9 protein-coding genes are annotated in these 13,325 nt (G+C 65.9%); all 9 read right to left on the bottom strand.

All coding sequences use genetic code 11. The features are described from left to right. Positions 1-87: 87 nt before the first annotated feature. Positions 88-1,005 carry an RluA family pseudouridine synthase gene (locus FYJ28_RS16310; protein WP_154580090.1) on the bottom strand — a complete coding sequence of 306 codons (918 nt, stop codon included), beginning with the start codon at positions 1,003-1,005 and terminating at the stop codon, positions 88-90. Between the two features lie 160 nt (positions 1,006-1,165). Then, positions 1,166-1,984 (bottom strand): DNA-formamidopyrimidine glycosylase family protein, encoded by an 819-nt coding sequence (locus tag FYJ28_RS16305; protein ID WP_326831786.1) that lies wholly within the window; start codon positions 1,982-1,984, stop codon positions 1,166-1,168. A gap of 17 nt (positions 1,985-2,001) precedes the next feature. Further along, entirely contained in the window at positions 2,002-6,861 is a 4,860-nt protein-coding gene (locus tag FYJ28_RS16300) for an ATP-dependent helicase (protein ID WP_154580077.1), read from the bottom strand. A gap of 90 nt (positions 6,862-6,951) precedes the next feature. Further along, a complete protein-coding gene (locus FYJ28_RS16295) occupies positions 6,952-8,043 on the bottom strand; it encodes a C45 family autoproteolytic acyltransferase/hydolase (protein WP_154580076.1) in 1,092 nt (363 codons plus the stop codon). After that, on the bottom strand, positions 8,040-8,876 hold the full coding sequence (locus FYJ28_RS16290; protein ID WP_154580075.1) for an ATP-binding cassette domain-containing protein: 837 nt from the start codon (positions 8,874-8,876) through the stop codon (positions 8,040-8,042). Before FYJ28_RS16290 ends, FYJ28_RS16295 begins: the two co-directional genes overlap by 4 nt. Then, on the bottom strand, positions 8,873-9,694 hold the full coding sequence (locus FYJ28_RS16285) for an ABC transporter ATP-binding protein (RefSeq protein WP_154580074.1): 822 nt from the start codon (positions 9,692-9,694) through the stop codon (positions 8,873-8,875). Before FYJ28_RS16285 ends, FYJ28_RS16290 begins: the two co-directional genes overlap by 4 nt. Next, positions 9,694-10,554, bottom strand: a complete 861-nt coding sequence (locus FYJ28_RS16280) for an ABC transporter permease (RefSeq protein ID WP_154580073.1) — start codon at positions 10,552-10,554, stop codon at positions 9,694-9,696. Before FYJ28_RS16280 ends, FYJ28_RS16285 begins: the two co-directional genes overlap by 1 nt. Continuing rightward, positions 10,551-11,498 carry an ABC transporter permease gene (locus FYJ28_RS16275; RefSeq protein WP_055239806.1) on the bottom strand — a complete coding sequence of 316 codons (948 nt, stop codon included), beginning with the start codon at positions 11,496-11,498 and terminating at the stop codon, positions 10,551-10,553. Before FYJ28_RS16275 ends, FYJ28_RS16280 begins: the two co-directional genes overlap by 4 nt. Positions 11,499-11,507: 9 nt before the next feature. After that, positions 11,508-13,157, bottom strand: coding sequence for an ABC transporter substrate-binding protein (locus FYJ28_RS16270; RefSeq protein WP_055239807.1), 1,650 nt, complete (start codon positions 13,155-13,157; stop codon positions 11,508-11,510). Positions 13,158-13,325: the final 168 nt, after the last annotated feature.

The following is a 13,325-nucleotide window of genomic DNA, read 5'->3' as shown; positions in this document are numbered from 1 at the left end:
GCGAACCTCACTTAGGGTAGCGAGCGGATTCAATCCGGGGAAGAGATTTTTCCTGCCTCTTTGCAGGTCAGAGCGCTGAAGACCGGATCAGTCTGTCACGGCAGGTGCTGGATAGGCGCCGAGCGAGAGCTGGCTGCGGTACTCCGCCGGCTGGCGAGTGAGCGGGTCGGTGAACTGTACCGACCGGGCAAGCAGCTGAAGGGGACGTGTGTAGTCGTCCGGTGCCTGGTCCAGCAGGACGGGGTAGAACGGGTCGTTTAGGATTCCGATCCCGAGGGAGGCCATGTGCACCCTTAGCTGATGGGTCTTTCCGGTGTGGGGGAGCAGCCGGTAGCGTCCGATTCCGTTGGACTGCTCGATCAGCTCGATCCTGGTTTCCGCGTTGGGTTCTCCGTCAACCTCCTGGGCGAGGAGATAGGTGCGGGACTTGATCATCCGGCTGCGGACAATCCGAGGCAGCTCAAGGTCCTCCCGGACGGGGGCGACTGCCTCATATTCCTTCTGAATGCGGCGTTTCTCGAACATGATCTGGTACTTGCCGCGTGTCTGGGGATTCGTGGAGAACAGCAACACGCCTGCCGTCATCCGGTCAAGGCGGTGCATCGGGATCAGATCGGGGATATCAAGGGCGACCCGAAGCCGGACCAGCGCGGATTCCGCGACGTACATTCCCCCGGGCGTGGTTGGAAGGAAATGCGGTTTATCCACTACCAGCAGGTTTTCGTCCTGGTGCAGGATGTTGATTTCAACTGGGAGGCGGTCTTCCGTGGGAAGCTCCCGGTAGTACCAAATGAAGGTGTGTTCGCGCAGCGGCGTGTGGCGGCTTAGCGGCACTCCGCCCAGCCCAACGACTTCGCCGCGGTCGAAGCGGTCAATGATGCCGTCCGGATCCACGTGACCAAAGCGGTCAAGAACGTACTCCATGGCGGTTTCCCAGGGCCCCTCAGCAGGCAGCCGGAGCCGCGTGGCATTGACTCCGTTTCGGACGGGAAGGGGGGATTGCATCACCCTTCAAGGGTACCGGCGGCCGGGGATGGGCCTTTGCATGGAGCTGAAGGCCTACTCGCCCTCCGGGGAGCTGATCGCGGAACAGCAGGTGGAACTCGACTGGAAACGCGTGGGTGGATCTGCACGCTGCGGGGACCGCATGATGCGCAGGCAACCATCACCCCAGCTGTGTAACGGGCGCAGGCTGGCAATGCGGACAGTAATACAGGTCGCGCAGCTCAAGTTCGTTATCGCCCAGCAGCTCGTGGACAACCTTCGTTCCGCAGCGCAGGCAGCCGCGTTTCTCCCGGTTGTAGACCCAGAGCGGATCCCGGCCGGCCATTCCGGTAGTGATACGCCGCGACCGGGACTTGTTGGCCTCCAGCAACCGTTTGGAAAGGTCCACCAGACGCACCAGATCAGGTACATCGCCGACGGGAGTCATCGGATGGACGCCAATCAGGAAGCACAGTTCACACCGGTAGACGTTTCCCAGTCCTGCCAGGTTCCGCTGGTCGAGCAGGGCCAGCCCAATCGGACGCTCAGGTACGGACGCCAGCCTCCGCCGAGCCTCTTCAGCGTCCCAGTCGGGCCCAAGCAAATCGGGGCCGAGGTAGCCCACAGCTTCCTCTTCACCGCTCCGGGGGAAGACACGCAGGATGCCGAGTTCGAATCCCACCGCCTGGTGGTCCGCAGTCTCCAGCACGGCCCGGGCCTTGAAGGCCGGGCGCCGCCAGCGCTCGCCGCGGCCGTACACGTGCCAGAGCCCCTCCATCTTCAGGTGCGAGTGAACTGTCCAGCCCTCAGATTCACCGGGGCCGGGAGTGACCCGGATCAGCAGGTGCTTACCCCGCGAAACAACTTCTTCAACCTCGCGGCCGCTCAGGTTGGTGGTCGCAAACCGGGGAACCCGGAAATCGGTGCGCGTTAGCTTACTGCCCGCCAACGCAGAGTCGAGGCCGCGGGCGGCCCTCCAAACGGTATCCCCCTCAGGCACCGGTGCTCCGGCACAATCTAGACACGGTAACGCAGCCCCTTTGGAGTCGAATAGAAACCGGCAGCCATCAGCGCAGTAGCAACCGGAGTGTCCAGAACGTCGGCCCCATTGGCCTTTTCCACCGCCATTTTCTCCGCTGCCCCGCGCCGGATGATGTCCACCAGCGACGCAGCCGCCAGCAGCAGGATCTCTGCCTCGTCAGTGTAAGTGAGCAGCGTCTTGCCGCCGCGCTCTACGTACAGCACCAGCTCGCCGTCGACCATCACTACCAGTGCGCCGGCCTTCCGCCCGGGGCGGTGGCCACCCTCGGCAGCGGGCCACGGCAGTGCTGCGCCGTAGGGATTCGCCGGATCTGTTGCCGCAAGGGCCACAGCCTGGGGCTCGGGGACCGCCAGCTGGTTCTCGCGGGAGAAAGACCGCAGCCGGTCAACCGTTGCCGGTACGGCAAACTGCGCCGCTCCCAGCTGCTCAATGAAGTATCCGCGCCGGCAGCGCCCCATCTCCTCCAGCCGGGCCAGCACCTTGTAAAGAAGCCCAAAACCGCCGGGAACGCCCTCGCTGGCCACCGACCCGCGCGTCACAATGCCGTAGCGGTCCATGAGCAGCTCGGCCGTGGCATGGGCATGCACCGTTGTGTCCGTTTCCACGGGCGGCAGCAGGCTCCAGCGCCCGGCAACCAGGGGCTGCGGTCCGCGCGCCGGCAGGTTCTGTTCACCGGCCAGCCGCAGCGACGAGGTGCTCAGGCTGCCGCGGGGAGTACGGCCCAGCCGTCCCAGCCGGGCCGTCCGCGCCCGCGGCGTCGAGGACCGCTGCTTGTGCGCGGTTTTTCCGCCGGAGAGCAGGGACCGTACCGGGGTGAAGGTGTCGTTCGTGATTCGGCCCGCCCACACCAGTTCCCACAGTGCCGGCACGATCTCCGAATCCGGAAGCAGGGATCCGCCGTCCTGCAGCGGCCCGCTGTTCAGGACCTCGGCGATCTGCCGGAAGAAGTAGGCGCCCGAGCCGGAGAGCAGTTCCAGGAGCCGGGCCTGCAGTTCCGTGGGGACAAAGTCGGGGTCTGGATTCAGCGTCAGCGGCGCATTTTCTGCCAGATGCAGCGCGATCCAGCCGTCATTTCCGGGCAGGGAACCGGTTCCGGACCAGATAACTTCACCGGTGGCCGTGAGTTCATCAAGCATGGCCGGTGCATAGTCCCGTACCCGGGATCCGAGAATGAGCGGTTCCCATGCCGATGCCGGAATGGGCACACCGGAGAGCTGGTCAATGACGGTAGCGACGCCGTCCAGCCCCCGCAGCGAGGAACCCACGTTCTGCCAGACCGGCAGGAAACGCCCGTACGTGGGCGGGTCCACGGGCTCGACGTCGGAACGAAGGGCCGCCAGGGACCGGCGCCTCAGCCGGCGCAGCACCTCGGCGTCACACCACTCCGACCCGGCGGGAACACCGGGAACCGTGATTACTGCCGGCGGAAACTGGTCCACGCCGGATGCAGCATCCAGGACCTGTGCCTCGGTGGGACGGAATTCGCCTTCGGCCACCCGGCCCTCTCCGGCCAGCCGCTGCAGCGTGGTGGTGACGACGGCGACGCCCAGTCCCAGCCGGGCGGCGGCCTCCGCAGCGGTGAAGGGACCGTGCGTCCGGGCATAGCGGCCCACCAGGTCCCCGAGCGGGTCCGGTACGGGTTCCACAAAGGCCAGCGGGACCCCCATCGGCAACGGCACGCCAAGCGCGTCACGAAGCCGGGCGGCGTCCTCGATGGCGGCGTACCGCTGGGTGCCGGCGATCCCGGCCTGCAGCGCGCGGTTTGCCCGCACCAGTTCGCGCAGCAGCTGTTCTGCCTCGGCTTCCGTGGCGTGGGAGGGACGGGCAGTCTCGCCGCTGCCTGTTTGAGTGTTGCCGGGCTCAACCGGCTCCAGGCGCACCGCGACTTCCGCCGCCGTCAGCGGGCCGAGCAGCCGGAGGATGTCCGCTGCGCCTTCGAGCCCCCGCGCATGCCGGTCAGGGGCCAGACGCTGGAGCTCGGCCTCGGTCTGGGCAATGATCCGGGCGTCCAGCAGTTCACGCAGTTCTGCCCGGCCCAGAAGCTCATTGAGCAGTGTGGGGTCCAGTGACAGGGCGGCAGCGCGGCGCTCGGCCAGCGGTGAATCTCCCTCATAGAGGAAGGCTCCCACGTAGCCGAACAGCAGCGACCGTGCGAAGGGCGAGGGCTGCGGCGTAGTGGTTTCCACCAGGCGGATTTCGCGGCGTTCCACAGCGGAGGCCAGTTCCTTCAAGGCAGGCAGGTCGTACACGTCCTGCAGGCACTCGCGCACCGTCTCAAGCACGATCGGGAAGGTGGGGAACTTCCGGGCGACGTCGAGCAGCTGGGCTGAACGCTGCCGCTGCTGCCACAGTGGGGTGCGTTTCGCCGGGTTCTGCCGCGGGAGCAGCAGCGCCCGGGCCGCACATTCGCGGAACCGGGAGGCGAAGAGCGCAGATCCGCCTACTTCTGCGGTGACGATTGCCTCCAGCTCATCGGGCTCGAACAGGAACAGTTCAGCTCCCGGGGGTTCGTCGTCCATGAGCGGAACCCGCAGCACAATGCCGTCGTCGGACGCCATGGCGGAGCCGTCCAGCCCGTAACGCTGCTGCAGCCGGGCGCCGACTGCCAGTGCCCAAGGCGCGTGGACCGGCATGCCGAAGGGGCTGTGCAGGACCACCCGCCAGTCGCCCAGCTCATCGTGGAAGCGCTCAATCACCAGGGTTCGGTCGCTGGGCACCACATCAGTGGCCTGCTGCTGCTCGTGCAGGTACGCCACCAGGTTTCCGGCGGCCCATTCGTCGAGCCCCACTGCGGCCAGGCGTTCCCGCGCAGCCGGTTCGGACGTGCCGGCCATCTCGCGGACGAATTTGCCCAGTGCCCGGCCAAGTTCCACCGGCCGTCCCTGCGAATCGCCGCGCCAGAACGGCAGCTTCCCGGGCTGGCCAAAGGCGGGGGAGACCAGCACCCGGTCATGGGTGATGTCTTCGATCCGCCAGCTGGTCGCGCCGAGGGCGAAGACGTCCCCCACGCGGGATTCGTAGACCATCTCCTCATCGAGTTCACCGACCCGGCGGCTGTTTTTTCCTTCCGAGTCCCCGACCAGGTAGACACCGAACAGGCCGCGGTCGGGAATGGTGCCGCCGGAGGTTACGGCCAGGCGCTGGGCGCCGGGCCGTCCGGTTATGGTGTTTTCGGTCCGGTCCCAGATGATCCGCGGGCGCAGCTCGGCAAACTCGTCCGACGGGTAGCGGCCGGAAAGCAGGTCCAGGGTGGCATCGAAGGCGGAGCGCGGCAGCCCGGCGAAGGGCGCAGAACTGCGGACGACGTCGAACCATTCCTCCACATCGATGCTTCCGAGGGCGGCGGCAGCAACCGTCTGCTGCGCCAGGATGTCCAGTGGATTCGCCGGAATGAAGAGCGGTTCGATGGCTCCGGCGAGCATCCGTTCCACGGTGACTGCGGAGTTCAGCAAATCCCCGCGGTGCTTGGGAAACATAACGCCCTGCGAGATCTCGCCAACCTGGTGTCCCGCACGGCCAACCCGCTGTAGTCCGCTGGCTACCGACGGCGGGGACTCGACCTGGATCACCAGGTCCACGGCACCCATGTCGATGCCGAGCTCCAGGGAACTGGTGGCAACCACGCAGCGCAGGCGTCCGGATTTGAGGTCGTCTTCGATCATTGCCCGCTGGTCCTTGGACACTGAACCGTGGTGCGCCCGCGCCAGGACCGGAGTGTTGTCCTCCACAGCCACGTCTTCCTGCCGTGAGCGCACGGATACCCCGGCCTGGGCCATGAGCTGGGCGGGCGGCCGGGCTGCCGGAACAGCCACCGGAACGCCGTCTGTTCCGGTGGCAGCCTGCGCGGCTTCCAGCCTGTAGGCGTGAATTTCATTGAGCCGGGCAGTGAGGCGTTCGGCAAGCCGGCGCGAATTCGCAAAAACGATGGTGGAACGGTTCGCCTCAATCAGGTCAGCGATTTTCTCCTCCACATGGGGCCAGATGCTGGCTTGCGGGGCGAAGCCACCTTCCACTGTGTCCTGCGCCGGAGCGCCGGCGAGGTCTGTCATGTCCTCCACCGGAACGGTAACCGTGAGGTTCCAGTTCTTCCGGGACTCCGGGGAGACGATCTGCACTGGGGCATTTCCACCCAGGAACCGTGCCACCGTTTCCTTTGGTTCCACTGTGGCGGAGAGGCCTATGCGCTGGACCGGTTTGTCCAGCAGGGCGTCCAGCCGGGCAAGGGAGACAGCCAGATGTGCTCCACGCTTGGTGCCGGCCACGGCGTGGACTTCGTCCACGATCACGGTGTCCACTTCGGCGAGTGTTTCCCGGGCCTGCGAGGTGAGCATCAGGAACAGGGACTCCGGGGTGGTGATCAGGATGTCCGGCGGCCGGGTCAGCAGCGCACGCCGTTCATTCTGGGGTGTGTCGCCGGAACGCACCCCTACCGTGATTCCGGGCGCCGGCAGTCCGAGGCGCTTGGCTGTCTGGGTGATGCCGATCAGCGGAGCGCGCAGGTTGCGCTCAACGTCAACGCCCAGCGCCTTCAGCGGGGAGATATAGAGAACCTTGGTCTTGCGTTTGGGTTCACGGGATTTCCCGCGGCCGGTGGCGGGGGCAGGAGGAATGCTGGGCGCGGCAGCGGCGGCGTCGGCAATAAAACGGTCCAGGGACCAGAGGAACGCGGCGAGCGTCTTGCCGGAGCCGGTGGGCGCGATGACAAGGGCGTTGGAACCGGCGGAGATGGCGTCCCAGGCGCCGATCTGTGCCGCAGTCGGCTCGGCAAACGCACCCTGGAACCAGTCCCGGGTGGCGGGGGTGAACTTCTGGAGCACCGAGCCTGCCGACGTCATGAACCCATTGTTCACCACCCCCCTGACAATCCGGAGTACGCATCCGGGCTGTTTGGCTCCCGGCTAAATGCCACGGGCCCTCCGGGCCGGTTACTGCTGCGACTGGGCCGAAAGTACCCGCCAGGTTTCCTGGCCTGCTTCCGTTGGCGCGCCGGGGGAGACACTGAGCCGGGCGGTCTCAGGATCGATGAGCGCCGTCGCCAGGGTGCGCCAGCGGTCGCCGAACCGTGCACCGGCTGCAGGCACACAGCACAGGTCCGCGCCGTCACCGGGCCGGGAACAAAGGTAGGGAACCAGATCCAGCGGATCAGACGGATCGAAGTGCCCGCTGCACCGCCGCTTCAGCAGGTCCAGCCGCTGGCCGGAGTCGGGCTGGTACAGCTCGGTGCGCTCGCCGGCAGCGGGCAGGGGGGAAAGGAAGTGGTTTGTGTGCAGCAGGTAGTCCCCTGCAGCGGGAATCACCTGCGCGCCTACCGGGCTGAGTTCCACCATGCACGCACCTTCGGCGGTGACCACGGAAATGGAGCTCGACGTCGTCACGGGAACCGCGGTCAGCAGATCCACGGCCTCCTCCAGGGTTTTTGCGTAGTAGAGCACGGCTGCGGCCGCCACGTGGACGGGAACCGCACCGGGGGTATCACCGCTGTGCCCCAGTACGTTCAGGTGCACGCCAACGCCGTGGCTGTTGACCCCGATTTTTCCCAGGATCCCGTACTCCGTCATCCCTACGAAAGCGCCGTCCGCATGGGCCACCGACTGCAGGTGCCAGGCCTTGGCCAGTTCCTCATGCCAGTCCCAGGTCTGCGCGGAGAAAACCCGTCCCGGGATGGTGCTGATGACGGTGGAGCATTCACCCGGCAGCTGGGTCTTGGACAGCGAAAGGATCTCCGTCCGGGCGTTCAAGGCCGCCACCTGCCATTCGGGCAGGCCGGCACCGGCCGCGGTCCCGCGGATTTCAGCGGCCAGGTCCGGCAGCCAGGCATCGACGGCGGCCAACGAGGCCAGTGCCTCAGCCTCGACACGGGCGGCACTGATGCCGCCGGCCGAAAACAGTTCCGCGTAGGTCTGCCAGCCGGAGGCCAGCTGGGGACTGCAGGCCTTGCCGCGCTGGACGCCGCGTTCGCCGGCGCTCTCCGCCGCTACGGTGATCAGGGCGGGGGAAGGGTGCGGAAAACCGCTCATGAAGTTGCTCCGGTTGTGTCTCTGCGCCGCGGCACCCAGCCCGGGCGGGGTGCGCTGTCCAGCAGTTGGCGGGTGTAGGGGTGTTTCGGTGAATCCAGCACCTCGGCGGCAGTTCCCTGCTCCACCACGGAGCCGAGCTGCATCACCATCACTGTGTCGGCCACCTGGCGGGCGACGGCCAGGTCATGGGTGATGAACAGATACGTCAGCTGCTTCTCGAGGCGCAGGCGTTCCAGGAGGGCCAGGATCTGGGCCTGGACGGTGACATCCAGGGCTGAAACTGCTTCGTCAAGCACAATGACGGCCGGTGCGGCCGCCAGCGCCCGGGCGATGGCAACCCGCTGTTTCTGCCCACCGGAGAGCTGGTCCGGATAGCACGCCGCATGCTCGGGCTCGAGTCCGACTTCTGCGAACAGGGACAGGCATTTCTCCCGGCGGGCGGCGGCATCCAGGTCCGTGTGGGCCTGCAGGATTTCCGTGACGGCGCTGGAAACGGGCAGCCGCCGGTTCAGGCTGCCCTGCGGATCCTGGAACACCATCTGGATGTCCTTGGAACGCTGGCGCCGAATCCTGCGGCTGGACCCGGCAGAAACTTCACGGCCGTTCAGCACAATGGACCCGCTGTCCGCGGATTCAAGGCCCACCAGCATGCGGGCCACGGTTGTCTTCCCCGATCCGGATTCCCCCACGACGGCCAGGCAGGTGCCGCGGGGAATGCTGAAGCTGACGGCCTGGACGGCCTGAACGGTACGGCGGGACTTGCCCGTGCCCGTCGTGAAAGTGCGGAACAGGTTACTGACGGCGACAATCTGCTCAGTATCCGATGTGCTCATTCTGCTGCCTCCCCGGGAATCGGGCGCAGCGGCGTGCGCCGGGTCAGGCTGGGCTTGGAAGCGACCAGCATCTGCGTGTATTCGTGCCGGGGTGAGCCGAGCACTTCACCGGCCGGTCCGGCCTCCACGATCCGGCCCTTGTTCATGACGGCGATCCGCTGGCAGGCAGCGGCTGCGAGGTCAAGGTCGTGGGTCACGAAGATCATGGCCATGCCGGCCTCGGTCCGTGCCTCGTTGAGGATGGCGACGACGTCGGACTGCGTGGTGACGTCCAGCGCCGTCGTCGGTTCATCGGCGAGCAGCAGTGAACTGCCGCGCGCCACGGAACCGGCAATGACCACACGCTGCAGCATGCCCCCGGAGAGCTGGTGCGGATAGGAGCGCAGGCAGCGTTCCGGATCATGGATCCCGACGTCGGCGAGCAGCCCCAGCGCAGTTTGCCTCGCCTCGGCGGCGGAGGTGCGCGGTTTCGCGGCCTGGATCCCTTCGATGAGGAAGCGTTCCACGCGAAGAACGGGGTTCAGTGCCGCCATGGGGTTCTGGGAAATCATGGATACATCCGCTGCGCGGAAGCGGCGAAGCTCTTCCCGGGACAGGGACGGGATCTCCCTGTCCCGGAACCGCACCGACCCGGAGGGAACAGAGCCGCCGGGCAGCGTGCGCAGGATGCTTCGCAGGGTCATCGACTTTCCGGACCCGGATTCTCCCACCAGGCCCAGGGACTCGCCGGGACCCACCTGGAGGTTGATGTCCTCCAGCAGGGTCTTGGCGGATGAGCCGGAACCAATCACCAGGCCGACGTTTTCAAGTGTGAGCATTATGCCCTCCCTGCGGCGCGGCGGCCGCCAAGCTGTTCGCCCAGATAGCCCAGGGCGGCAACGGTCAGGACAATACAGGTGCCGGCGAAGATGCTTTCCTGCGGATAACCCGCCAGCAGGGACGCCTGGCCGGAAGACACCATCAGCCCCCAGTCAGCATCCGGAGGCTGGACGCCGAAGCCCAGGAAGGACAGGGCGGCCAGGTCAATCATGGCGTAGCCGAAGTTGATGCTGGCTCCAGTGAGGATCTGCTGCTTCACGTTGGGAAGCACATGCCGGAACGTGATGACCAGCCCTGAGATGCCCTGCAGTTCCGCGGACTTCACATAGGCCAGGTTCCGTTCACGCGCCACCGACCGGATGACCCGCGCCGTATACGGAGAGAACCCGATGGCCATGGCGACAACCGCGGTCTCAACCCCGGCACCGAAGACAGCCACGGCCAGGACTGCCAGCAGCAGGTTCGGGAAAGAGAAGAGGAAATCCAGGAACCGGGTAATGGCACCATCCACCCGGCCGCCGAACCAGACAGCCACCAGGGCAAGGGTTCCGCCGATCAGCACTGTCAGGCCCGCGACGGCCAGGGCAGCAAGGATGGTTGAACGGGCGCCAACTGCCAGCCGCGTGAACAGGTCCCGGCCCGCCTGGTCTGTGCCCAGCCAGTGCTCGGCGCTCGCCGGAAGATAGCGGTCAACAATATTCCCTTCGGTGGCGTCGAACGGAGTGATCATCGGACCGAGGACAGCGAGCAGGGCCACCAGGGCAAGCCAGCCCAGGCAGATCCGGGCAAGCGGTCCGCTGAAAGCGCCGCCGGAACGCCGCCGTCGGGCATTTCTGCGGTTCAGTGCCGGCGCGCTCATGAGGCACCTCCCAGCCGGACACGCGGGTCAATCACTGCGTAGAGCAGGTCGACCAGCAGGTTGATGAGGCCAAACGCCACCACCATGATCAGCGCAACGGCCTGCACCACGGCGAAGTCCTTCTGCTGGATGGAGGTCACCAGCAGGGCGCCGATGCCGTCCAGCGTGAAGACCGATTCGACCACGAAGGCACCGGCAAGCAGTCCGGCGATGTGCACGCCGGACACGGTGGTTACCGGAAGCAGCGAGTTGCGGATGACATGCCGCGGAATCAATACCCGTTCGGGAACACCCCGAGACCGTGCGGTCATGGCATGCTCCGATTCGCGTTCCTCCCGCACCGCAGTGCGCGTGATGCGGGAGACGACGGCGATGGAAGGCAGCGCCAGTGCCAGGGCCGGAAGCGTGAGATGGGTGAGCCGTGAAGCTATCCCTTCCCCGCTGCCGGAACCGAAGACCGGGAACCAGCCCAGCTGCACGCTGAACAGGCTCATCAGCAGCAGCCCGGCGAAGAAGGTGGGGACGGCGAAGCCGAGGTTGGAGGCGAACAGGATGATGTTGTCCAGCACGCCCGGACGCAGGCCGGCCAGCGTCCCCAGGCCGATGCCCAGGACGACGATCAGCACTGCGGCCAGACCGGTGAGCCAGAGCGTGGTGGGCAGCCGGCTTGCCAGCAGGTCGGCAACTTCCTGCCTGTTGGCCAGCGACTGTCCAAAGTCGCCCTGCAGCGCGTTGCCCACCCAGGACACGTACCTGACCAGGAACGGATCGTCGAGGTTGTACTGCTCGCGGATCGATGCGAGCACTTCCGCACTGACGGTCCGTCCCTGCACCAGGAACTGCTCAGGGCTTCCTGGTGCAAGGTACAGGCCGCCAAAGACTGCGAAGCTCGAAGCCAGCAGGATGCCGGCCAGGGCAAGAAGCCGTTTGGCGATGTATTTCATGGTGCCTGGTTATCCCGCCGCGCCGAGGTCCGCAGCCCATGGGTAGTAGAGGTACGCGAACGACGCCGGAACGCCGGTGACGCGGTCACTCATGAACAGGCGCACGGCCGGGTCCACCACGGGCAGCCAGGGCATGTCGGCCATTGCCAGTGCTTCGATTTCGGTGGTCAGTTCCGCGCGTTCGGTTTCGTCCGAGGCCGCTTCTGCCTTGGCCAGCAGTTCTTCGATTTCAGGGTTGGAGTATCCGGAGAAGTTCTGCGAACCGCCTTCCTGGACGATGGTGCGCAGGAAGACCAGCGGGTCCGGAACATCCATGTAGTTGGTGGTTACGAATGCGCCGTGTCCGGCTCGGGCTTCAGGGTCGGAGAAGAAGGCGCCGAACTGCGCGCTCGGGACGCCCTGGGGCTGCACATCGAGGCCGATCTCCTTGCCGGCACGGGTGAACTCGGAAATCATGTCCGCGTAGTAGGACCGTTCGGTCGGGTAGACGATCGTGATGGTCTCGGACAGATCAGCGGTGGCGTCTGCCAGGATTTCCTTGGCCTTTTCGATATCTGCCTCAGCGCCGGGCAGTTCGGCGCGCGCCGAGGAGAAGACGTCGTCCGCGAAGGACCAGCCGCCGTCGGGAATGAGGGAGACCGCGGGGCGGGCAGTGTTCTCGAAGACCGTTCCGGAAAGAGCCTGCTGGTCCGTGGCGGTCCACAGGGCCCTGCGCACGGCGGGATCGCCCAGGGGACCGTCGCCGGTGGCGATGATGGCGAGCATCTGCATGGACTTGCCCAGGATCAGCTCACCGTTGCCGGCAGCCTCCAGCTGGGAGACAGCGCTCAGCGGCACGTCGTAGGAACCGTCAATGGCACCGGAAACCAGCGCGTTGGTGATGGCGGCCGGATCCACGATGAACTGGATTTCAAGGCTGTTGACCTTCGGGGTGCGGTCCGTGTTCCAGTAAGCCTCGTTCTTGGCGAGCGTGATGCTCTGGCCGCTCTGCCATTCATCCACCGAGAACGGGCCGGTGCACATGACGCCGCCCTGCGGGGTTCCGTAGGCTTCGCCGGTGGCCTTGCGGTGTTCTTCACTGACCACAACGCCCATGGGCGTGGCCATGTAGGAGTTGAAGGTCCAGTCCGGGGCCTTGAGAGTGACGGTCACCTCGGTGTCCGAGGTTGCCTCAATCGATTCAACGTTGCCGCTGACGGCGTCGGAGGCCCAGTAACTGCCTTCTGCAGGGTCCAGGTGCCGGTTCAGGCTGTAGGCGACGTCCTGGGCGGTCATCGGGGAACCGTCCCAGAAAGTGACGCCCTGGCGAAGCTGATAGACGTACGTCTGGCCGTCCTGTGTGTCGAAGGACTCGGCGAGGTTGGGTGTGACGGAGAAGTCCGGCTCGATCATCATCAGGCCTTCGCAGATGTTCGCCACGACCGTGTTTTCCGGATAGTTGAACGCCAGGATCGGATCAAGCGAAGCGGGCTCTCCGAAAGGAAGGTTCCAGGTTGCCGATTCAAGCTCCCCGGATGCAGCTTCCGTAGTGACGGCGAGTTCTGCCAGACGGTCCTTGCCGTCCGCGGCGGCATCCCCGTTGCCGGAGCCGCTGCTGCAGGACGCGACTGCCAGTGTCATGGACAGTGCCAATGACGTAGTGACTAGAGCCTTTTTCATATCCACCCTTCCTAAATCTCGGACCAGCCGGACGGTTTGATGGCTCTTCACGGTTCGTGGTGAATGTTCTGCCGTGATGGGTGTTCATGCCACTGTTCTGGCGGCACTGCGCAACAGGATACGCGTTTTGTAGTTGCGTGCGTTGGTGAACCCCCGGCCCGTCCTTTT

The organism is Arthrobacter sp. BL-252-APC-1A, from assembly GCF_009696625.1.
Classification (GTDB): domain Bacteria; phylum Actinomycetota; class Actinomycetes; order Actinomycetales; family Micrococcaceae; genus Arthrobacter_B.
This window is presented reverse-complemented; position numbering and strand designations above follow the sequence as displayed.

Excerpts from the sequence above, each read along its gene's own strand:
- FYJ28_RS16310 (WP_154580090.1), bottom strand. The coding sequence starts at position 1,005 with ATGCAATCCCCCCTTCCCGTCCGAAACGGAGTCAATGCCACGCGGCTC.
- FYJ28_RS16300 (WP_154580077.1), bottom strand. The coding sequence starts at position 6,861 with ATGACGTCGGCAGGCTCGGTGCTCCAGAAGTTCACCCCCGCCACCCGG.
- FYJ28_RS16295 (WP_154580076.1), bottom strand. The coding sequence starts at position 8,043 with ATGAGCGGTTTTCCGCACCCTTCCCCCGCCCTGATCACCGTAGCGGCG.
- FYJ28_RS16290 (WP_154580075.1), bottom strand. The coding sequence starts at position 8,876 with ATGAGCACATCGGATACTGAGCAGATTGTCGCCGTCAGTAACCTGTTC.
- FYJ28_RS16285 (WP_154580074.1), bottom strand. The coding sequence starts at position 9,694 with ATGCTCACACTTGAAAACGTCGGCCTGGTGATTGGTTCCGGCTCATCC.
- FYJ28_RS16280 (WP_154580073.1), bottom strand. The coding sequence starts at position 10,554 with ATGAGCGCGCCGGCACTGAACCGCAGAAATGCCCGACGGCGGCGTTCC.
- FYJ28_RS16275 (WP_055239806.1), bottom strand. The coding sequence starts at position 11,498 with ATGAAATACATCGCCAAACGGCTTCTTGCCCTGGCCGGCATCCTGCTG.
- FYJ28_RS16270 (WP_055239807.1), bottom strand. The coding sequence starts at position 13,157 with ATGAAAAAGGCTCTAGTCACTACGTCATTGGCACTGTCCATGACACTG.